Annotated in this window: 15 protein-coding genes; 4 read left to right on the top strand and 11 right to left on the bottom strand. The window is 72.7% G+C overall.

All coding sequences use genetic code 11. The features are described 5' to 3' along the window. Positions 1-48: 48 nt before the first annotated feature. From ACFV9J_RS36745 to ACFV9J_RS36725, 5 genes are all read right to left on the bottom strand, one after another. Positions 49-846, bottom strand: a complete 798-nt coding sequence (locus tag ACFV9J_RS36745) for an N-formylglutamate amidohydrolase (RefSeq protein WP_385361996.1) — start codon at positions 844-846, stop codon at positions 49-51. 99 nt (positions 847-945) lie between these two features. After that, positions 946-3165, bottom strand: coding sequence for an NADP-dependent isocitrate dehydrogenase (locus ACFV9J_RS36740; RefSeq protein WP_385361995.1), 2220 nt, complete (start codon positions 3163-3165; stop codon positions 946-948). A 102-nt stretch (positions 3166-3267) separates the two neighbouring features. Continuing rightward, a complete protein-coding gene (locus ACFV9J_RS36735) occupies positions 3268-4329 on the bottom strand; it encodes a mechanosensitive ion channel family protein (RefSeq protein ID WP_385362012.1) in 1062 nt (353 codons plus the stop codon). 172 nt (positions 4330-4501) lie between these two features. Next, positions 4502-6016 (bottom strand): amino acid permease, encoded by a 1515-nt coding sequence (locus ACFV9J_RS36730; protein ID WP_385361993.1) that lies wholly within the window; start codon positions 6014-6016, stop codon positions 4502-4504. Between the two features lie 31 nt (positions 6017-6047). Beyond that, positions 6048-7058: a hypothetical protein gene (locus ACFV9J_RS36725; RefSeq protein ID WP_385361991.1), complete on the bottom strand. Its 1011-nt coding sequence runs from the start codon at positions 7056-7058 to the stop codon at positions 6048-6050. Positions 7059-7330: 272 nt separating this feature from the next. Here ACFV9J_RS36725 and ACFV9J_RS36720 point away from each other — a divergent pair, with 272 nt between their 5' ends. From ACFV9J_RS36720 to ACFV9J_RS36710, 3 genes are read left to right on the top strand one after another with little or no spacing between them, the layout of a single operon-like run. Beyond that, positions 7331-8770: an FGGY family carbohydrate kinase gene (locus tag ACFV9J_RS36720; RefSeq protein ID WP_385361989.1), complete on the top strand. Its 1440-nt coding sequence runs from the start codon at positions 7331-7333 to the stop codon at positions 8768-8770. After that, positions 8767-10170, top strand: coding sequence for an NAD(P)/FAD-dependent oxidoreductase (locus ACFV9J_RS36715; protein WP_385361987.1), 1404 nt, complete (start codon positions 8767-8769; stop codon positions 10168-10170). Before ACFV9J_RS36720 ends, ACFV9J_RS36715 begins: the two co-directional genes overlap by 4 nt. Beyond that, complete coding sequence (locus tag ACFV9J_RS36710; protein ID WP_385361985.1) at positions 10167-11417, top strand: NAD(P)/FAD-dependent oxidoreductase; 1251 nt, start codon at positions 10167-10169, stop codon at positions 11415-11417. The genes ACFV9J_RS36715 and ACFV9J_RS36710 overlap by 4 nt, the downstream gene beginning before the upstream one ends. A 16-nt stretch (positions 11418-11433) precedes the next feature. On the opposite strand, the gene ACFV9J_RS36705 is transcribed toward ACFV9J_RS36710, so the two are convergent. Further along, positions 11434-12333, bottom strand: coding sequence for a YbhN family protein (locus ACFV9J_RS36705; RefSeq protein WP_385361983.1), 900 nt, complete (start codon positions 12331-12333; stop codon positions 11434-11436). A gap of 213 nt (positions 12334-12546) precedes the next feature. Between ACFV9J_RS36705 and ACFV9J_RS36700 the strand changes: the two genes are divergently transcribed. Then, complete coding sequence (locus tag ACFV9J_RS36700; protein WP_385362010.1) at positions 12547-14421, top strand: ABC transporter ATP-binding protein; 1875 nt, start codon at positions 12547-12549, stop codon at positions 14419-14421. A 16-nt stretch (positions 14422-14437) separates the two neighbouring features. Here the strand turns inward: ACFV9J_RS36700 and ACFV9J_RS36695 are convergent, their stop codons facing one another. The 5 genes from ACFV9J_RS36695 to ACFV9J_RS36675 all read right to left on the bottom strand — a co-directional run bounded on the left by ACFV9J_RS36695 (position 14438) and on the right by ACFV9J_RS36675 (position 21408). Beyond that, positions 14438-16219: a SpoIIE family protein phosphatase gene (locus ACFV9J_RS36695; RefSeq protein ID WP_385361981.1), complete on the bottom strand. Its 1782-nt coding sequence runs from the start codon at positions 16217-16219 to the stop codon at positions 14438-14440. 94 nt (positions 16220-16313) lie between these two features. Next, positions 16314-17918: a glycoside hydrolase family 13 protein gene (locus ACFV9J_RS36690; protein ID WP_385361979.1), complete on the bottom strand. Its 1605-nt coding sequence runs from the start codon at positions 17916-17918 to the stop codon at positions 16314-16316. 153 nt (positions 17919-18071) lie between these two features. Beyond that, positions 18072-18947, bottom strand: coding sequence for a carbohydrate ABC transporter permease (locus ACFV9J_RS36685; protein WP_385361977.1), 876 nt, complete (start codon positions 18945-18947; stop codon positions 18072-18074). An 18-nt stretch (positions 18948-18965) separates the two neighbouring features. After that, complete coding sequence (locus ACFV9J_RS36680; RefSeq protein ID WP_385361975.1) at positions 18966-19925, bottom strand: carbohydrate ABC transporter permease; 960 nt, start codon at positions 19923-19925, stop codon at positions 18966-18968. 67 nt (positions 19926-19992) lie between these two features. Next, complete coding sequence (locus ACFV9J_RS36675; protein WP_385361973.1) at positions 19993-21408, bottom strand: extracellular solute-binding protein; 1416 nt, start codon at positions 21406-21408, stop codon at positions 19993-19995. Between the last annotated feature and the right edge of the window lie 135 nt (positions 21409-21543).

Below are 21543 nucleotides of genomic sequence, written 5' to 3'. Positions count from 1 at the left end.
CGCGCGGGAGTGCTCCAGCCGGTGGTGGGCGGACCTGCGGGGTGGCTCTCAGCCCGACACGGCGTCGACGAGCGCCGCGAGCGACTCCGCGAGGCGCGACAGGCCCGGCCCGGCCGGGCCGCCCGGCTCCGTCATGTACGTGTCCCGGCGGATCTCCACCATCAGCGCACCGACCTCGCTCCTTGTCCCGTAGAAGTCCAGCGGCACGTACGTCCCGCCGAACGGGCTGTCCAGCCCGGTCCCGCCGCACAGGGCGAACGTCTCCCGGGCGGCGGCGAGCAGCTCGGGCGGGGTGTGGAAGGCGTCGGTGCCCAGGCAGACGGGTGGGCGCGGGCCCCCGCCGTGCAGTTCGTAGGGGAGCGGCTCGGCCGGGTAGGAGTGCACGTCGACGATCACGGCCCGTCCGGTGGCCGCGAGCCGGTCGGCGACGGCCTCGGCCATCGCCCGCGCGTACGGCCGGAAGTACCGCTCGATCAGCGGCGCGGGGTCCGTGTCCGCGGCGCGCAGCACCTCGCGGTGCGAGGTCCGCGTGTACACGGCGCCCATCCCCACGGCCGCCATCTCCTCCCGCTCGTCCGGGAACCGCTCCGGGTCGACCACCAGCCGCGACATCCGGTTCACGAACCGCCAGGGGGTGATTCCGGCCAGCTCGGCGGCCCGCCCGGCGATCTCCGCGGTGTGCGAGTCGGTCATGTGGTCCAGCTCCCGCTCCAGCCCGGCATCGGACAGGACGATGCCGCTCCGCACGTCGGCCGGGATCTCGCGGGAGGAGTGCGGGACGTGCAGGATCACCGGGGACGCGGCGGCGCCCGGCAGGAGGGCGAAGAAGGCGGGGGCGTCGGTCATGAGGAGTGCTCCGGAGGTCGGGGGACGGCAGACAGACGGGCACCCCGTCTCCGCCGAACGGAAACGGGGTGCCCGTGGGGTGCGCGGGGCTCCCGAGGATCAGGCGAGGGACGCCAGTGCCTCGTTCCAGGTGGCCGACGGGCGCATGACCTCGGCGGCCTTCGCCGGGTCGGGCTGGTAGTAGCCGCCGATCTCGGCGGGCTTGCCCTGTACGGCGTTCAGCTCCTCGACGATCCGCTGCTCGCCCGCGGTGAGCGTCTCGGCGAGCGGGGCGAAGGCCTTGGCCAGGTCCGCGTCGTCGGTCTGCTTGGCCAGCTCCTGCGCCCAGTACAGGGACAGGAAGAAGTGGCTGCCGCGGTTGTCGATGCCGCCGACGCGGCGGGTCGGGGACTTGTCCTCGTTGAGGAAGGTCGCCGTGGCGCGGTCGAGGGTGTCGGCGAGGACCTTGGCCTTGCCGTTGCCGGTGGCCTCGGCGTACTGCTCCAGGGACGGCACCAGGGCGAAGAACTCGCCGAGCGAGTCCCAGCGCAGGTAGTCCTCCCTGACCAGCTGCTGCACGTGCTTGGGGGCCGAACCGCCGGCACCGGTCTCGAAGAGGCCGCCGCCCGCCATCAGCGGGACGACCGACAGCATCTTGGCGCTGGTGCCCAGCTCCAGGATCGGGAACAGGTCGGTCAGGTAGTCGCGCAGCACGTTGCCGGTGACCGAGATGGTGTTCTCGCCGCGGCGGATGCGCTCCACCGACAGCTTGGTCGCCTCGACGGGGGACAGGATCCTGATGTCCAGGCCCTCGGTGTCGTGCTCCGGCAGGTACGCCTTGACCTTGGCGATCAGGTTGGCGTCGTGGGCACGGCCCTCGTCCAGCCAGAAGACGGCGGGGTCGCCGGTGGCGCGGGCGCGGGTGACGGCCAGCTTCACCCAGTCGCGGATCGGCGCGTCCTTGGTCTGGCAGGCGCGGAAGATGTCACCGGCGGAGACCGTCTGCTCCAGCACCGCGTCGCCCGCGGCGTCGACCAGGCGGACGGTGCCCGTGGTGGCGATCTCGAAGGTCTTGTCGTGGCTGCCGTACTCCTCGGCCTTCTGCGCCATGAGGCCGACGTTCGGGACCGAACCCATGGTGGAGGGGTCGTAGGCGCCGTTGGCGCGGCAGTCCTCGATTACGGCCTGGTACACGCCGGCGTAGGAGGAGTCCGGGATCACGGCGAGGGCGTCGTGCTCGCCGCCGTCCGCGCCCCACATGTGACCGGAGGTGCGGATCATGGCCGGCATGGACGCGTCGATGATGACGTCCGAGGGCACGTGCAGGTTGGTGATGCCCTTGTCGGAGTCGACCATGGCCAGCTCCGGGCCCTCGGCCAGCTCCGCGTCGAAGGACGCCTTGATCTCGGCGCCCTCGGGCAGGGACTCCAGGCCCTTGTAGATGCCGCCCAGGCCGTCGTTCGGGGTGAGACCGGCCTTGGCGAGCACGTCGCCGTACTGGGCGAAGGTCTTCGGGAAGAAGGCGCGGACCACGTGGCCGAAGATGATCGGGTCGGAGACCTTCATCATCGTGGCCTTCAGGTGCACCGAGTACAGGATGCCCTCGGCCTTGGCGCGGGCGACCTGCGCGGTGAGGAACTCGCGCAGGGCGGCGACGCGCAGCACGGAGGCGTCGAGGACCTCGTCCTTCTTCACCGGAACCGACTCGCGCAGCACGGTCGTGGTGCCGTCGTCGCCGACCAGCTCGATCCGCAGGGTGCCGTCCTCGGCGATCACCGCGGACTTCTCGGTGGAACGGAAGTCGTTCTCACCCATGGTCGCGACGTTGGTCCTGGACTCGCCGGTCCAGGCGCCCATGCGGTGCGGGTGGGTCTTGGCGTAGTTCTTCACCGACGCCGGGGCACGGCGGTCGGAGTTGCCCTCGCGCAGGACCGGGTTGACCGCGGAGCCCTTGACCTTGTCGTAGCGGGCGCGGACGTCGCGCTCCTCGTCGGTCTTCGGGTCGTCCGGGTAGGCCGGCAGCGCGTAGCCCTGGCCCTGCAGCTCGGCGACGGCGGCCTTGAGCTGCGGGATGGACGCCGAGATGTTCGGCAGCTTGATGATGTTGGCGGCGGGCGTCTTGGCCAGCTCGCCCAGCTCCGCGAGGGCGTCCGGGATGCGCTGGTCCTCGGTGAGGTACTCCGGGAACAGGGCGATGATGCGGCCGGCCAGCGAGATGTCGCGGGTCTCGACCGCGACACCCGCCTGCGAGGCGTACGCCCGGACCACCGGCAGGAACGAATACGTCGCCAGGGCCGGGGCCTCGTCAGTGTGTGTATAGATGATGGTCGAGTCAGTCACCGGGTGCTCCGCTCCACGTCTGCAACATTGCTCGACATCAAGATATCTCGTGATCGACCCGGGCTCGACAGGGGTCGCACGGAGATTCCGGCCACGTAGCGCTCAGGGGAGCGGGACGATCTCCTCGCCCGCCCGCTGCTGCGGCAGGACCACGGCCCCCTGCTGGAGCGCGACCGTCCGTGCGGGCGACGGGATCCGGATGCCCTCCGCGCGGTAGCGCCGGTGCAGCCGCTTGATGAACTCGTGCTTGATCCGGTACTGGTCGCTGAACTCGCCCACGCCCAGGATCACGGTGAAGCCGATCCGCGAGTCGCCGAAGGTGTGGAAGCGGATCGCCGGCTCGTGGTCCGGCACCGCGCCGCTGACCTCCGTCATCACCTCGGCGATCACCTCGGTCGTCACCCGCTCCACGTGGTCCAGGTCACTGTCGTAGGAGACGCCGACCTGGACCAGCACGGTCAGCCGCTGCTCGGGTCGCATGAAGTTGGTCATGTTCGACTTCGCGAGCTGCCCGTTCGGGATCACCACCAGGTTGTTGGACAGCTCGCGCACGGTGGTCTGGCGCCAGTTGATGTCCTCGACGTAGCCGTCCTCGCCGCTGCTGAGCTGGATGTAGTCGCCCGGCTGCACGGTCTTGGAGGCGAGGATGTGGATGCCCGCGAAGAGGTTGGCCAGCGTGTCCTGGAGGGCCAGCGCCACCGCCAGACCGCCCACGCCCAGGGCGGTCAGCATCGGCGCGATGGAGACGCCCAGCGTCTGCAGCATCACCAGGAAGCCGATGGCCAGCACCAGGATCCGGGTGATGTTGACGAAGATCGTGGCCGACCCGGCGACCCCGGAGCGCGAGGTCGTCACCGTCCGCACCAGACCGGCTACCACCCGGGCCGCCGTCACCGTCGCCACGAAGATCAGCAGTACCTGCAGCACCTGGTTGACGCTGTGCTGCACCGTCCGCGTCAGCGGCAGCGCCGCCGCCGCACCGGCCACCCCGGCCGCGACCGCCGCCCACGGCGCCATCGTGCGCAGCGCGGCCACGATCACGTCGTCGCCGCCCCAGCGGGTGCGCCCGGCATGGCCCGCCAGCCAGCGCAGCAGCAGCCGCAGCAGGAACGCCCCCAGCAGGCCCGCTCCCAGCGCGATGCCGGCGGGCAGCAGATGGTCCATGGTCAGGTCCTCGGTCACCGGCCGCCTCCAACGGAACGCCTTCGGGATGTCTATGGGATGTCGGGGATGCGCGATCCGGCCGAACCGCAAGGCAGTTCGACCGGCGCGAGGGCTCATCCTGCCGTATCCCGGGCGGTGTCCCGTACTGTGCCGAGGCGCGGACCGGGGCGTTTCAGACGATGCCCTCGGCGAGTTCCGCCTGCTCACGGTCGTCGCCGTAGGCCGCGGCCGTCGGCGTGCCGTACGAACGGCGGGCGACGAACCACCACACCGTGGCCAAAACCAGTACGACGACCAGGGCGACGACGGCGTAGTTCATCGTGTCGGCCGTCACCGGGGACGACTGGGGGAGGCAGAAGAGCACGGTGACCAACGCCACCCACACCACCGCGACCCAGCCGATGGGCCTGCTCCACCGGCCCAGGTTCCACGGCCCCGGCGTGAACCGGTCGCCGGCCCGCAGCCGCAGCAGCACCGGGATGGCGTACGCCGGGGTGATGCCGATGACGTTGATGGCGGTCACCGCGCCGTACGCCGTCGCGGAGTACAGGGACGGCAGCGCCAGCAGGCAGGCCACCGCCACCGACAGCCACACCGCGGCGACCGGGGTCTGGGTGCGGGCGGAGACCTTGCGCCACAGCGACGAGCCGGGCAGGGCGCCGTCCCGGCTGAACGCGAACACCATCCGGCTGGCTGCGGCCACCTCGGCGTTGCCGCAGAACAACTGCGCCACGATCACCACAAGGAGCAGCGCGCTCGCGCCGTCCGTGCCGAGCCCGTCCAGGAGGATCTGCGCGGGCGGCACCCCGGTCGCGGTGTCGCGGGTCGCGTCGTAGTCCTGGATCGCGAAGGTCAGTCCCGCCAGCAGGACGAAACCCGCCAGCCACGACACCCAGATGGCCCGCACGATGCCGCGCGCCGCCGACACCGAGGCGTTCGAGGTCTCCTCGGACAGGTGGGCGGAGGCGTCGTAGCCCGAGAACGTGTACTGCGCGAGCAGCAGGCCGATCGCCGCCACGTACAGCGGGTTCTCCCAGCCGGTGTCGTTGACGAACTCGGTGAAGACGAAGGACGGCGACTGGTGGTGGTCCGGGACGATCACCAGCGCGCCGACGATCAGCGCCACGCCCGCCAAGTGCCACCACACGCTGACCGAGTTGAGCACACTGACCAGCCGCACGCCGAAGAGGTTGAGGGTGGCGTGCAGCAACAGGATCACGACAAAGATCAGCATCGTCTTCTCCGGCGTCGGCGCGAAACCCCACTGGAGGTTGAGGAACGCGCCCGTGAACAGCGCCGCCCCGTAGTCGATGCCGGCGATCGCGCCGAGCAGCCCCAGCAGGTTCAGCCAGCCCGTGTACCAGCCCCAGCGGCGGCCGCCGAGCCGGTCGGCCATGTAGTACAGCGCGCCCGACGTCGGATACGCGCTGGTGACCTCCGCCAGCGCCATCCCGACGCACAGCACGAACAGGCCGACGCCCGCCCACCCCCACAGCATCACGGCGGGGCCGCCGGTGCCCATGCCGAAGCCGTACAGGGTCATGCAGCCGGAGAGGATCGAGATCACCGAGAAGCTGATCGCGAAGTTGCCGAAGCCGCCCATACGGCGGGCCAGCACCGGCCGGTAGCCGAGTTCGCGCAGGCGCTGTTCCTCGTCGGTGGCGGACGGTTCAGAGGGGCGGGGCATGGCAAACCTCCGGGGACGGAAGAGTGGGGGGTCAGGGGCGCCGTCGGCCGTGGCCACGGCCGCGGGCGGCCGAACGGCTGCGCGTGCGGGCCTGGAGGAACACCTCCACCGCCCGCCCGGCCGAACCGTCGCCCGGGGCCCGGCAGGCCCAGGGCAGCGGCGTCCAGTAGGGGCCGAGCGCGTCGAACACCTGGTTCGCCTCCCGGAACCGGAGGGCGCCCCACAGGGCGTGGGCCAGGTGGTTCAGGTCCGGCAGCGACCGCTCGTGAAGCGGGGAGAGCGTGAACCAGGAGTCGAACGCCTGCCGGGCCTCACGGGTGGCGTCCTCCGCCACCCAGTGCAGATCCAGAGCCGCCTCCCGCGCGCCCGAACGGCGGTAGCGCTCCACCCGCACGTACAGCGGCAGCACGTGCAGCGCCGAGCCCGGCGGCGCCGACCCCGCCGCCCAGTGCGCGAACCCCGCCGCCTGGGCGAGGCGGTCGGAGCCGCCGCGCGGATGGAAGAACTGCAGCATGCGGTGGTGGGCCTCCCGGTTGTACGGGTCGCGCTTGCCGGCCTCGGCGAGCAGCCCCCACGGTCCCGGCGGCAGCATCGGCTCCGGCGGCGCCATCCGGTGCTCCTCCCAGCGCAGGCCCTCGTCCAGCCTGGCCAGCGCCAGCAGACACACCCACGGCACCGGGTCGTGGGGCGCGGCCCGCGTCGCCGCGTCGCAGGCGTGCCAGGCCTGCAGCCACAGTTCGCGCGTGCGGGGATGGGCCTCGCGGTGCGCCCGCAGCGCCCGCTCCACGACCACCCGGGCGTGCATCACCGCCGCCGCCACGCTGTGCGGCTCCTCCGCGAGCCAGGCCCGCACCACGTCCGTACCGGCCGCGGAGGCGGCCAGCACCTGGGTGCGCCGCGTCCACTGCGACCAGGTGCCGGTCTGCTCCAGCAGGATGCGCATCGACATCCAGCGCCCGGCCCGCACCTCCTGCAGCGCGGAACGCAGCGCCGTGTCGTGGCCGGCGGGATCGTAGGCGGGCTGTGCTCCGTCTCTGGCCATCACACGCCCGCTGCGGCGAGCGGAACGGACCGTACGGCAGCATGGCGTGACAAACAGCCCTCCCCGGGGGCGGTGATGCGTTGGTCGAGCGGTCGGCGCACACTATAGAGGCGGAGGTTCCGCCTCTGTTCGCTTTTGCCACAGCGGCGCAAAACCATTGCCACCAGGGCTAACTGACTGGCAGTCAGTTGCCCTTGACGCGGTGTGTCCGTGCGGGCAGGCTGGCGCGCAGTGATCGCCGAGACCGTCGGCGCGGGAGCCGGGAGGTGTTGATGCCGGACGCGGTACTCGCCGTCGACCAGGGCACCTCCGGCACCAAGGCGCTGGTGATCTGCCCCGAACGGGGCGTCGTCGGCACCGGATTCGCCGAGGTCCGGCCCCGGTACCTGCCCGGCGGCCTGGTCGAGGTGGACCCGCAGGAGCTGTACGGCTCGGTGGTCGACGCCGGGCACCGGGCGCTCGCCGACGCCGGCGAGCCGGTCACCGCGCTGGGCCTGGCCAACCAGGGCGAGACGGTGCTCGCCTGGGACCCGGACACCGGCCGCCCGCTCACCGACGCACTGGTCTGGCAGGACCGCCGGGCGGCCTCCCTCTGTGCCGAACTCGCCGACCACGCGGACGAATTGCGCCACCTCACCGGCCTGCCCCTGGACCCGTACTTCGCCGCGCCGAAAATGGCCTGGATACGACGGCACCTCACTCGCGAGGGACAGGTCACCACCTCCGACAGCTGGCTGGTCCACCGCCTCACCGGCGCCCACGTCACGGACGCCGCGACCGCCTCCCGCACCCAGCTCCTCGACCTCGACCGCGCCGAGTGGTCGCCGCGCGCCCTGGAGCTGTACGGCCTGACCGGCGAACGGCTCCCGGCCGTCGTGGACAACGCCGCCCACGTCGGCACGGTGCGGGCCTTCGGGCCCGAACTCCCGCTCACCGGACTCGCCGTCGACCAGCAGGCCGCGCTGCTCGCCCAGCGTGTCACCGAACCGGGCACCGCCAAGTGCACCTACGGCACCGGCGCCTTCCTCCTCGCCCACACCGGCGGCACACCGCGCCGGGGCGCCTCGGGCCTGGCCGCCTGCGTCGCCTGGCGGCTCGGCGGCCGCGCCGACCACTGCCTGGACGGCCAGGTGTACACGGCCGCCTCCGCCGTACGCTGGCTCACCGGCCTCGGCGTCATCACCGGCGCGGCCGACCTCGACCCCGTGGGCGCCACGGTGCCCGACACCGGCGGCGTCACCTTCGTCCCGGCACTGGCCGGACTGGCCGCCCCCTGGTGGCGCGGCGACCTGCGCGGCTCGCTCACCGGCCTCGGCCTGGACACCACCCCCGGGCACCTGGTGCGCGCCCTGTGCGAGGGCCTCGCCGCCCAGGTCGCCGAACTCGCCGACGCCGCCGCGGCCGACCTCGGCACCCCGCTGACGGTGCTGCGCGCCGACGGCGGCCTCACCCGCTCCGCGCTCCTCATGCAGACCCAGGCCGACCTGCTGCAACGCCCCGTCGAGGTGGCCGCGCTGCCCGACGCCACCGCGCTCGGCGTCGGCGCCCTCGCCCGGCTCGGCGCGGACCCCTCCCTCCCCCTCGCCGAGGCGCTTCCCGGCGCCGGACCCACCACCGTGTACGAACCCCGCATCACCACCGACGAGGCCACCGAGCGCCGTAGCCGCTTCCGCGGGGCGGTCACCGCGCTGCTCGCCGGGGGCCCCGCGTGACGGTCACCGTGTCGGGGGCGCCGCCCGCCGAGCCGTACGACGTGGCGGTCGTCGGGGCCGGGGTCGTCGGGTGCGCGATCGCCCGGCGGCTCGCACACCACCCGGCGCTGCGCGTCGCCCTCGTCGAGGCGCAGGACGACGTGGGGCAGGGCACCTCCAAGGCGAACACCGCCATCCTGCACACCGGGTTCGACGCCGTGCCCGGCTCGCTGGAGGCCCGGCTCGTGCGCGAGGGCGCCCGCGAACTCGCCGCGTACGCCGCCGAGTCGGGCATCCCCGTCGAACGCGTCGGCGCCCTGCTCGTCGCCTGGGACGAGGAGCAGCTCGGAGCGCTGCCCCGCCTCGCCGAGAAGGCCCGCCGCAACGAGTACCACGACACCCGCGTCCTCGGCGCCGCCGACCTCTACGCCCGCGAGCCCCACCTCGGCCCCGGCGCGCTCGGCGCCCTGCACGTACCCGGCGAGAGCATCATCTGCCCGTGGACGACGACCCTCGCGTACGCCACCCAGGCGGTGCGTGCCGGAGTCGACCTGCACTTCGACGCGCCCGTCACGCACGCCGGTCACGCGGACGGCGTCCACCGGCTCGACACCCCGCGCGGCCCGCTGTGCGCCCGGCGGCTCGTCAACGCCGCCGGACTGCACGCCGACACCCTCGACCGGAGCCTCGGCCACGACGACTTCACCGTCACCCCGCGCCGGGGCCAGCTCGTCGTCCACGACACGTTCGCCCGCGCCCTGGTCCGCCACATCCTGCTGCCCGTCCCCACCGCCCTCGGCAAGGGCGTCCTGGTCGCCCCCACCGTCTACGGCAACGTGCTGCTCGGCCCCACCGCGGAGGACCTGGACGACAAGGGCGACACCGGCTCGACGGCCGAGGGGCTGCGGCGCCTGCGCGAACAGGGCCGCCGTATCCTCCCCGCCCTGCTGGAGGAGGAGGTCACCGCCGTCTACGCGGGCCTGCGCGCCGCCACCGGGCACGACGACTACCGGATCACCGCCCACCCCCACCAGGGCTACGTCACCGTCGGCGGTATCCGCTCCACCGGCCTCACCGCCTCCCTCGCCATCGCCGCGCACGTCACCGGCCTCCTCGCGGACACCGGCCTCGACCTCGGCGCCCGGCGCCCGCTCGAACCGGTCCGCATGCCGAACCTCGGTGAGGCCTCCCCCCGCCCTCACCAGCGGCCCGACCTGGTCGCCGCCGACCCGGAGTACGGCACCCTGGTCTGCCACTGCGAACGCGTCTCCCGCGGCGAGATCCGCGACGCCCTCGCCGGGCCGGTCCCGCCCCGCTCCCTGGACGGACTGCGCCGCCGCACCCGGGCCCGGGCGGGCCGCTGCCAGGGCTTCTACTGCGGGGCGGCGGTAAGGGCGTTGTTCGAGGAGGCACAGGGGTGACGGGCCGACAGGCCGACGTCCTGGTGGTGGGAGCCGGGCCCGCCGGGCTCACGGCCGCCGCCCGGCTCGCGCGGACCGGCGCACGCGTCGTGGTCCTGGAGCGCGAGCAGTCGCCCGGGGGAGTCCCCAGGCACTGCGCGCACCGGGGCTTCGGCGACCGGCCGCACGCCCTCACCGGCCCCGCCCATGCCCGCCTTCTCGCCGACGCGGCCGCCCGCGCCGGAGCCGACCTGCGCATCGGCGTCACCGCCCTCGACTGGGCTGGCCCGCGTGCCCTGACCACCGTGGGCCCCGGGGGCGCCGAGACCCTCGCCGCCCGCGCGGTGGTCCTGGCCACCGGCGCCCGCGAACGCCCCCGCGCCGCCCGCCTCGTCCCCGGCACCCGCCCCGCCGGCGTATACACCACCGGCGAACTCCAGCAGGCGGTCCACCTGTACGGGCAGCACATCGGCACCCGCGCGGTGATCGTCGGCGCCGAGGGCGTCTCCCACGCCGCCGCCGACACCGTACGGGCCGCCGGAGCGGAGGTCCTCGCGCTGGTCACGGAGCTGCCCCGGGCCCCGGCCGCCCCCGCGTGGGCCCTGGCGGCCCGGCTGCGGCGCCGCACCCCCGTGCTCACCGGCACCACGGTCATCGAACTCCTCGGCCGCGGGCGCCTGTCCGGCGTGCGGGTACGTCACCGCGACGGCCGCTCCACCGTGCTGGCCTGCGACACCGCCGTGTTCACCGGCGACTTCGTCCCCGACCACGAACTCGCCCGGCGCGGCGCGCTGACCCTGGACCCCGGCACCCGCGGCCCCGCCGTGGACGGTGCCCTGCGCACCTCACGGCCCGGCGTCTTCGCAGTGGGCAGCGTGCTGCACGCCGTCGAGAGCGCGGCCACGGCGGCCCGCGAGGGCGCGCACGCCGCGACCGCCGTACGCGAGTGGCTCCAGGACGGCACGGGCCCGGCGGACCCGTACTGGCCCGGCGGCGTCCCCCTCCTCGCCGGCCCGCCCCTGCTCCGCATCGCCCCCAACCGCGTCACCCCGGACGACCGCCTCCCCTACCTCCTGCGCACGGCGGTCCCGCTGCCCCGCCCCGCCCTCTACGTCACCCAGGACGGCCGCCTCCTGTACCGCGAACGGTTCCACCTCACCACCGCCGTCCCGCACCGCCCGCTGAAGCTCACGGCCCGCTGGACGCACCGGGTCGACCCCCGGGGCGGGCCGGTCCACGTCAGCGTCGCCCGACCGCACCCGGGATGACCTCCCGGACCGCCGCTCAGATCACCCGCATCCGCACCAGCGCCGCCAGCGTCAGCGCCCCCGGCAGCAGCGGCAGCCACACCGTCAGCAGCCGGAACGCCAGTACCACCGCCGTCGCCACGGCCGCCGGCCCGCCCGCCGCCACCAGCGCCACGACCAGTGCCGCCTCGACCGAACCGATGCCGCCCGGCGTAGGCACCAGCGCCACCGCGACCGTCGCCGCGAGATACGCCACGGCCATGTGCCCGGCGGGCAGCGCCAAGCCCAGCGACCGGCCCACCAGCACCAGTGCCGAGGCCTGCAACGCGGGGAAGGCCAGCGCGCCGCCCCACAGCGCCAGCGCGCGAGCCGGCCGGGCGTGCACCGACCGGGCCTCGCCCAGCGCCGTCCGCAGGAAGGCGAGCAGCGCCCCGCGCAGCCGCGGCAGCAGCGCCAGCACCACCGCCGCCACGACCGGGACCGCGCCCGCGGCCACCAGCAGCGGCCCCACGGCCCCCTCGGGCAGCAGGCTGCCGAGCCGCAGCGCGCCGGGGAACGCGATCAGCAGGGCGCCCAGTACGGCGAGGCGGCCGACGCTCTCCGCCAGCAGGTAGAGCGCGAGCGCCGCCGAGGAACGGGCCAGCGGCAGCCCGCACACCGTCATGAACCGCAGGTTCACCGCGCTCGCGCCCAGGCCCGTCGGCAGCAGGTGGTTGGCCGCGCCGGCCGCGAACTGGGTGGCCAGCAGCCGCCGCGCGGGCAGCCGCTCCACCACAGCGCCCTGCCGGGTGCAGGCGGCGGCGACCCAGGTCAGACAGGTCGCGCCGGCCGCGGCCAGCAGCCAGGGCCACCGGGCCGTGGTGAGCTGGCCGAAGCCGTCGGCCAGCACGGACCGGTGCCGCACCGCGACCACGCCCACCAGGAGCAGCGGGAGCACACACAGGACCCTCCGGACCGGGACACGGTGCAGAAGTGGCTTCTCGGAAGCTCGAACCGCAGTCGTCACAGCACAAGACATTCCCCCGGGAGCGCCAACTACGGGTGACCGGCGCGCGGAATCCGGCTTACGGATCGCGGACCGTGCCGCCTCGACGGAGCGAGCCGCCTTGACCTCAACGTTGGTCGAGGTTCTACGGTCATCGGCATGAGTATGGAGACCACGGCATGGACGCAGCTGTACAGCGTCATGAACGCCAAAGACGAGCGCCGTCCGTTCGCCCGCGCCACGATGCGCCGCATCGGCGCGTTCGCCCGCCCGCACCGCCGCCGCATCGTCCGCTTCGTGCTGCTCGGGATGGCGACCGCACTGCTCGCCGTCGCCACCCCCGTCCTGGCCGGAAAGGTCGTCGACGCGATCGTGTCGGACGGCGACGAGGGCACGGTCGTGCGCCTCGCCCTGCTCATCGCGCTCATCGCCGTCGCGGAGGCGGTGCTCGGCATCCTCTCCCGCAGGCTCTCGGCGACGCTCGGGGAGGGACTCATCCTCGATCTGCGGACGGCCGTGTTCGATCATGTGCAGCGCATGCCGGTCGCGTTCTTCACGCGTACTCGTACGGGAGCGCTCGTCTCCCGTCTCAACAACGACGTCATCGGCGCCCAGCGCGCCTTCAGCAACACCCTCTCCGGCGTGGTCAGCAACGTGGTCACCCTGCTGCTCACCCTCGCGGTGATGCTGACCCTGTCCTGGCAGATCACCCTGCTCGCGCTGGTGCTGCTCCCGGTGTTCGTGCTCCCGGCGCGCCGGATGGGCCGCCGCATGGCCCGCATGCAGCGCGAGGCCGCCGCCCTCAACGCCGCCATGGGCACCCGCATGACCGAGCGCTTCTCGGCCCCGGGCGCCACCCTGATCAAGCTGTTCGGCCGCCCCGAGGAGGAGTCCGCCGAGTTCGCCGACCGGGCCCGCCGCGTCGCCGACATCGGCGTGCGCACCGCCACCGCCCAGGCCGCCTTCATCACCGCGCTCACCCTGGTCTCCGCGCTCGCCCTGGCCCTCGTCTACGGCCTCGGCGGCTACTTCGCCCTGCGCGGCACCCTGGACGCGGGCGCCGTCGTGGCGCTGGCCCTGCTGCTGACCCGCCTGTACGCCCCGCTCACCGCGCTCGCCGGAGCCCGGGTGGAGGTCATGAGCGCCCTCGTCAGCTTCGAGCGGGTCTTCGAGATACTGGACCTGGCCCCGCTCATCGACGAGAAGCCCGGTGCCCGCCCGGTCCCCGACGGCCCCGTGGCCGTCGAGTTCGACGACGTCCGCTTCGGCTACCCGGCCGCCGACAAGGTCTCCCTCGCCTCCCTCGAAGAGGTCGCCACCCTGGACACCCGCGGCGGCGAAGAGGTCCTGCACGGCCTCTCCTTCCGCGCGGAACCGGGGCAGACGATCGCGCTGGTCGGATCGTCCGGCGCCGGCAAGTCCACCATCGCCCAGCTGCTGCCGCGCCTGTACGACACCGACGGCGGCACCGTCCGCGTCGGCGGCGTCGACGTGCGCGAGCTGAGCGCGCGGTCGCTGCGCGACACCGTCGGCATGGTCACCCAGGACGGCCACCTCTTCCACGACACCGTCCGGGCCAACCTGCTCCTCGCCAGGCCGGGCGCCACCGAGGGCGAGCTGTGGGAGGCGCTGGGCCGGGCCCGCCTCGCCGACCTCGTACGGTCCCTGCCGGACGGGCTCGACACTGTGGTCGGCGAGCGCGGCTACCGGCTCTCCGGCGGCGAACGCCAGCGCATGACCATCGCCCGGCTGCTGCTGGCCCGCCAGCGCGTCGTCATCCTCGACGAGGCCACCGCCCACCTCGACAACACCTCCGAGGCGGCCGTCCAGGAGGCCCTCACCGAAGCCCTCCAGGGCCGGACGGCCGTGGTGATCGCGCACCGGCTGTCCACGGTCCGGGCGGCCGACCGCATCCTGGTCGTCGAAGCCGGCCGCATCGTGGAGAGCGGCACCCACGAGGAACTCCTCGCGGTCGACGGCCGCTACGCCCAACTGCACCGCACCCAGTTCGAGCGCCCGGCCCTCGACAAGGCCGCGTAGGCCGGCCGCGGGGACGCTACTGCGGGCCGGGTGCCCCGGCCCGCACCGGCAGGTCCTGCTCGGCCCAGACCACCTTCCCGTCGGGCGTGCGGCACGATCCCCAGCGCCGGCACATCATGTTGATCAGCTGCAGACCGCGCCCGCTCTCGTCGCTCACGTCCGCGTGCTGGATCTGCGGCAGGTCGGGGCCGGAGTCGGAGACCTCCACGGACAGCCGCTCGTGCCGCAGCAGCCGCAGCTCCCCGGGGGCGTTCCCGTACCGCAGGGCGTTGCCGACCAGCTCGCTGACCACCAGCTCCGTGGTGTCGACCAGCTCCTGCAGGCCCCACCGCCCCAACTGCTCGCGCACCGCCGTACGGGCCTGCCCGGCGGCCTTGCCGTCCGGCGGCAGCGCCCGCACGTACACGTCGCACTCCGGACCGAGCGGCCGGGCCAGGGCGGCCAGCACGATCGCGTCGTCCGACCGGTCGCCGCCGACCCGCTCGGCCACCGCCCGGCACTCGGTGCCGTCCTCGGGCACACCGCCGCCCACCGCCTCGCGCAGCCGCTCCAGCTGGGTGCCCAGGTCGGCCGTGCGCGACCTGATCAGCCCGTCCGTGTACAGCGTCAGCCGGCTCAGCTCGGGCACCGGCCGCTCGACCGGGTCGTACGGGATCACCCCCGTCCCCAGCGGCGCCCCCGCGGGCACGTCCAGGAACGACACCGCCCCGTCCGGCCCGGTCAGCAGCGGCGGCGGGTGCCCGGCGCTGGCGATGCGGAAGGTGCTGCCGTACGGGTCGTAGACCGCGCACAGACAGGTGGCGACCTGGTCCTCCTCCAGGTCGCGGGCGGCCAGGTCGAGCCGGGCCAGCAGCCGCTCGGGCGCGATGTCCAGGGCCATCAGGGTCCGGGCCACCGTACGCAGCCGCCCCATGGTCGCGGCGGCGGCCAGCCCGCGCCCCATCACGTCGCCCACCATCAGCGCGGTGCGGCCGCTGGGCAGCGCGACCACGTCGAACCAGTCGCCGCCCACGGCGGCCGGATCGGCGGCCGGGTCGTAGCAGGAGGACACGTCCAGACCCGGGGTGCTCGGGCTGGAGCGGGGGAGGAGCGCCCGCTGCAGGGTGACCACATGGTCGCGCTCGCGTCCGTAGAGCCGGGCGTTGTCGATGTACACGGCGGCCTTGGACGCCAGCTCCATGGCCAGCGCCACGTCGGTCTGGTTGAACGGCGCCCGGTGCCCGGCCCGGACGAAGTCGGCCAGCCCCAGCAGCACCCCGCGGGCGATCAGCGGCACCGCCAGGTAGGAGTGGACGCCCGCCCGGCGCATGATGTCCGACGACTCGCGCGAGGGGGCGATCACGGCGAAGTCGGCGCGCGTCATCCGGGACACCAGCACCGGCCGGCGGGTGGTGAGGCACCGCTGGCCCAGCCGGTCGGCGGTGTGCACCGACAGCTCGCCGACGGGATCGGGCGCCAGGTTCAGGCCCTCGACCTCCGACACCGCCATGGCCCTGAGCCGCGGTGCCCCGCCTCCCGGGACCCGGTCGCCCTCCTGGAAACGCAGCACCGAGTCCAGCAGGTCCACCGCGGAGCCGTCGGCCAGCTCCGGCACGGTGAAGTCGGCCAGCTCCTCCGCCGTCCGCCGTACGTCCAGCGTGGTGCCGATGCTCAGGTCCGCCGCGTTCAGCCAGGCCAGGCGGCGGCGGGCGCCGAGCGCCTCCGACATCGACCGCAGCGCGCCCCGTGCCGCCCGATGCCCGCTCACCAGGGGATTCGGGGGGCGGCGCAGCCCGCCCAGCCACGCTCGTTCCCGCACGCGTCGCCTCCTCCCACGGCCTCCTGTCCTGATTCTGCCCTGCCACGGGACGACCGGCGACGGCGGACCCCCCTTAGGGCCGCCCGCTGGCGGCTCAGGCGCGCAGCCACACCGCCGTGTCCGTGGGCAGGCGGCCCGCCTGGTCCAGCGGCCCGCTGACGAGCAGGACGGCGCTGTGCGCGGGCAGCTCGACCGGCACCGCGGACACATTGACGACGCACACCGGGCCGCCCGCGCGCCGGAACGCGAGGACACCGTCCGGCGCGGGCAGCCAGTCCAGGCCGCCGTCGCCGAACCCCGCAGTGGACCGTCGCAGGCCGAGGGCCCGGCGGTAGAGCGAGAGCATCGACCCCGGGTCCGCGCCCTGGCGGTCCGCCGCGTACGCCGGCCAGCCCGCCGGCTGCGGCAGCCAGGGCTCGGTCTCCGAGCCGAACCCGCAGTACGGCGCGTCGGCGGTCCACGGAAGCGGCACCCGGCAGCCGTCCCGGCCCGGATCGACGCCTCCGGAGCGGAAGTGCATCGGGTCCTGTATCCGCTCGCGCGGGATGTCCGCCTCGGGCAGGCCGAGTTCCTCCCCCTGGTAGAGGTAGACGGAGCCGGGCAGCGCCAGCGTCAGCAGCGCGGCGGCCCGCGCCCGCCGGGTGCCCAGGACCAGGTCGGTCGGGGTGCCGAAGGCCTTCTTCGCGAAGTCGAAGCCGGTGTCCGCACGGCCGTACCGGGTCACCGTGCGGGTCACGTCGTGGTTGCAGAGCACCCAGGTGGCCGGGGCGCCGACCGGGGCGTGCTCGGCCAGGGTGTCGTCGATGGTGCGGCGCAGCCGGTCCGCCTCCCACGGGCAGGACAGGAAGTTGAAGTTGAAGGCCGTGTGCAGTTCGTCGGGCCGCAGATAGCGCGCGAAGCGCTCGGCGTCGGGCAGCCACACCTCACCGACGAAGACGCCCCCGTACTCGTCCGCCACCTTGCGCCAGGAACGGTAGATGTCGTGCAGCTCGTCCTGGTCGATGTAGGGGTGCGGATCGACGCCCTCCACGAAGTCCGCGAGCGCCGGGTCCTTCGCGAGCAGCGCGGCGGAGTCGATGCGTACGCCCGACACCCCGCGCTCGAACCAGAAGCGCAGCACGTCCTCGTGCTCCCGGCGCACCTCGGGGTGGGCCCAGTTGAGGTCGGGCTGCTCCGGGGTGAACAGGTGCAGGTACCACTCGCCGTCCGGGACCCGGGTCCAGGTGCGGCCGGAGAACTGGGAGGGCCAGTCGTTGGGCGGCAGCTCGCCGTCGGCACCCCGGCCGGGGCGGAAGTGGAACCGCTCCCGCTCCGCGCTGCCCGGACCGGCCTCCAGTGCGGCGCGGAACCAGGCGTGCCGGTCGGAGACGTGGTTGGGCACGATGTCGACGATGGTGCGGATGCCCAGTTCCCGCGCCTCGGCGATCAGCTTCTCGGCCTCGCCCAGGGTGCCGAAGGCGGGGTCGATGGTGCGGTAGTCGGCGACGTCGTAGCCGCCGTCCACGAGCGGGGAGACGTACCAGGGGGTGAACCAGACGGCGTCCACGCCGAGTTCGGCGAGGTAGGGCAGTCTCGCCCTCACGCCCGCGAGATCACCGGTGCCGTCGCCGTCGCCGTCGGCGAAACTGCGGGGGTACACCTGGTAGATGACGGCGTCGCGCCACCAGTCTGCGGTGCGGTGCGAGTTGGGGGCTGCCACGTGACGGTCCTTTCGGGCAGGGTGGATCTTCGCCGCCGGCCCGGACAGAGCGGGGCGTCGGACAGGCCGGCGGCGAAGGTTGACGGGACGAGCCGGGAGGGAGGGGCGGAAGGGGAGGCAGCGCGGGCGGCAGGCGCCCCGGCACTGGAGCCCTCAGCCCTTGAGCCCTCCGGCGGTGAGTCCGCTCATGATGTTGCGCTGGAAGATCAGGAAGATGATGAGCGTCGGCAGCGAGGCCATGGTGAGCGCCGCGATCAGCACGTTCACGGGCACCCCGTTCGACAGGGAGTAGATCCCGACGTTCAGGGTCTGCTTGGCCGGGTCGGGCAGGGTCAGCATGGGCCAGAGGAAGTCCTTCCAGACGCCCACGATCGCGAAGATGGACACCACACCGAGGATCGGCCGGGAGATCGGCAGCACGATCGACCAGAGCGTGCGCATCGGCGAGGCACCGTCCATCGAGGCGGCGTCGAGCAGCTCCCGGGGGATCGAGTCGAAGAACCGCTTCAGCAGGAAGATGTTGAAGGCGTTGGTCACCGACGGCAGCCAGATCGCCCACGGCGTGTTCAGCAGGTTGCGCTCGAAGATCGGCACGTCGAGCACCGTCAGGTACTGCGGCACCACCAGCACGGTCGCCGGGATCATCAGCGTCGCCAGCATCAGACCGAGGATGGCCTTGCCGAGGACCGGCCGGAGCTTGGACAGCGAGTAGGCCGCCGCCACGTCGAACACCAGCTGGAAGGCGAGCGCGCCGAACGCGTAGAACAGGGTGTTCCCCAGCAGACTCGCCAGGTCCATGACGTTCCAGGCCTGCGAGTAGTTGTCGGGCTGGAAGGATTCGGGCACCAGCGTCGGAGGGGTCTGCACGGCCTCCTGGGTGTTCTTGAAACCGCTGGAGACCATCCAGTACATGGGGCCGAGGAAGACCACCGTGAACAGGGCGACGACGAGGCCGAAGACCACCCAGTACAGGCGTTTGCCGCGGGGCCGGGCGAGCTGGGCCGGTGAGATGAGCGTGCGTGTGGACATCGGTGAGTTCCCCCGGCTCTACTCGTCCTCGGCGCGGCTGAGCTTCACGTACGCCGCCGAGACACCGGCCAGCAGTACGAGGAGCAGCAGGCCGAGAGCCGCCGCGGCACCGTAGTTGTTGAAGTTGAAGGCGTACTGGTAGATGAGGTAGACGACCGTGGTCGTCGAACCCTCGGGGCCGGCGCCGCCGGTGAGCAGGAAGGGCTCCACGAAGACCTGCATGGTGGCGATGATCTGCATCAGCAGCATCAGCGAGAGGATGAGCCGCGTCTGCGGGATCGTCACGTGCCAGATCTTGCGCAGCAGCCCGGCACCGTCCAGCTCCGCCGCCTCGTACAGCTCGCCGGGGATGCCCTGGAGCGCGGCGAGGTAGATGAGCGCCGCCCCGCCCATGTTCATCCAGGTCGAGGCGATGACCACGGAGAGCATGGAGAGGTCGGGGTCCTGCAGCCATTGCTGCTCGGGCAGTCCGAAGAATCCGAACACCTCGTTGAGCAAGCCGTAACCGGGGTCGTACAGGTACTTGAACAGCAGCACCGAGGCGACCGGGGGCAGCATCACCGGCAGGTAGACGAGCAGGCGCAGGTACCCCTTGCCGTGCCTCAGCTCGTTGATGACGATGGCGACGACGAACGGCACGAGGAAGCCGAAGACCAGGGCCAGCACGGTGAACAGCGCGGTGTTGCGCCACGCCTGCCAGAAGGCCGGGTCGTTGTAGACCGTCTTCAGGTTCTCCAGGCCGACCCAGGAGACCTCGCCCTGGTCCGTCTTCTGGAAGGCGAGGAAGAACTCCCGGACCATCGGGTACCAGGAGAAGAACGCGAAGCAGAGAACCGCTCCGATCAGGAAGCCGTGCGCGGTGAGGTTGCGCTTCAGGCTCCTGCCGAACGCCCCGCCGCGCTGGGGCGGGCCGTCCACCGGCGGCTGGGCGTGGCGGGCTCTGGCCGCCTTGCTCGGGGTCAGGCTGGGGGCCGACATCGTCGCTCCTTGGGGCTGATCTCATGGGCCTCGGGGGGCGGTGCGGCCCGCCCCCCGAGGGAGCCGGTCACTGCGTGGCCAGAACCTGGTTGACCTGCTGCTCCGCGGTGGAGAGCAGCTTGTCGACGTCGGCGTCCTCGTTGGTGAGGAGGCCGGACATCACGTTGTCCAGGACCTTGTAGACCTCCTGGGCCTTCGGCGGCTCGGCCAGGCCCGGGACCGGGTTGTCCATGAACGACTTGAAGTTCTCGACCGGCATGGTGGCGTGCTCCAGGCGGGCCGCGTCGTCCTTCTTCTTCGACTCGTTCAGCCAGAAGTTGGGCTGCGGAAGACCCACCGGCAGGTCGTCCTTCTTCTTGCGGGCCCAGTCGAACTGCCCCTTGCCGACGGTCAGGTTCTCGAAGTTCAGCCAGGCGATCGCCGCCTTGATCTTGTCGGAGGAGATCCCCTTCTTGATCATGTAGCTGTTGCCGCCGGCGAGGGTGTTCTTGCCGCCCGGTATCGGCCCCATGCCGAAGTTCTCGTAGTCGGCGCCGAGCTGCTGCACCATGTACGTGATGTCGTCGGGCGCGGCGAGGAACATGCCGAGCTTGTCGGTGGCGATCTGCTTCTGGAGGTCGCCCCACTTGAGCAGCTGGGTCTTGCCCATGCTCTCGTCCTCCCAGCGCATGGCGTGGAGGTTCGCGGCCACCTCCTTGCCCACCTCGTTGTTGAAGGTCGCCTTCTTGCCGCTCTCGTCCACGACGTCGGCGCCGCGGCTGTACATCTGGGCGGTGAAGTGCCAGCCGCCGGTGTTGCCCGCGCTGTACTCGCCGAAGCCGGCGATGCCGTCGCCCAGGCCGGCGATCTTCTTGGCGGCGGTGCGGACCTCGTCCCAGGTGCGCGGCGGGGCGTCCGGGTCCAGTCCGGCCTGCTTGAAGAGCTTGCGGTTGATCAGCAGGCCCATCGTGTAGTTGCTCGTGGGCAGGCCGTAGAGCTTGTTCTCGTGCTTGAGCGAGCCGAGGACGTTCGGGTCGATGTCCCCCAGCGCCGGGACGGTCTTGTCGTTGACGTAGGCCGTGATGTCCTCGGCGCCGTCGTTGTCCAGCACCTGGGGCAGGTCGGTGAAGTACGTGTAGAAGACGTCGGGCTGGGACTTGGCCTTGAGCATCGCGGTGAAGCGCGGCGGCTCCAGACACTGGCCCGGAGTGGAGCGCCCCTCGATGGTGACGTTGGGGTAGGTCTTGTTGAACTCCTTGACGTCCTCCTGCCACTCCTTCAACTCGGCCGCCTTCGCCTTCGGCGGCATGCAGTCGATGGTGATCGTCACCTTGGTCTTCGGGTCCAGCGGAGCGGCCGGGTCGGAGGACCCGCTGCCGCCTTCGGAACCGCCGCCGTCGTCACTGCTGCTCGTGCCGCAGGCGGCGAGAGCGGTCAGGGTGAGGGCGGAGACGAGCGTGATGGCGCCGGCACGGCGTGTACGGCGGAACCGAGCACTTCTCATGGGTGGTCCCCTTCGGGCATGAACGTGGAAGGCGCCCCACCGCCGATGCGTTGTGGGGCGCCGCTCACTCAACCACCGTGAACAAGTGAACGCAATATCTCGCGCTGATTTCGTAAATGTTTGACAGGGCGTGGA

Origin of the sequence: Streptomyces sp. NPDC059906 (assembly GCF_042730645.1) — a bacterium.
In the GTDB taxonomy this organism is placed as follows: Bacteria; Actinomycetota; Actinomycetes; order Streptomycetales; family Streptomycetaceae; genus Streptomyces; species Streptomyces rubrogriseus.
The sequence above is the reverse complement of the archived record's forward strand: the minus strand, read 5'-3'. Positions and strand labels throughout refer to the sequence as shown.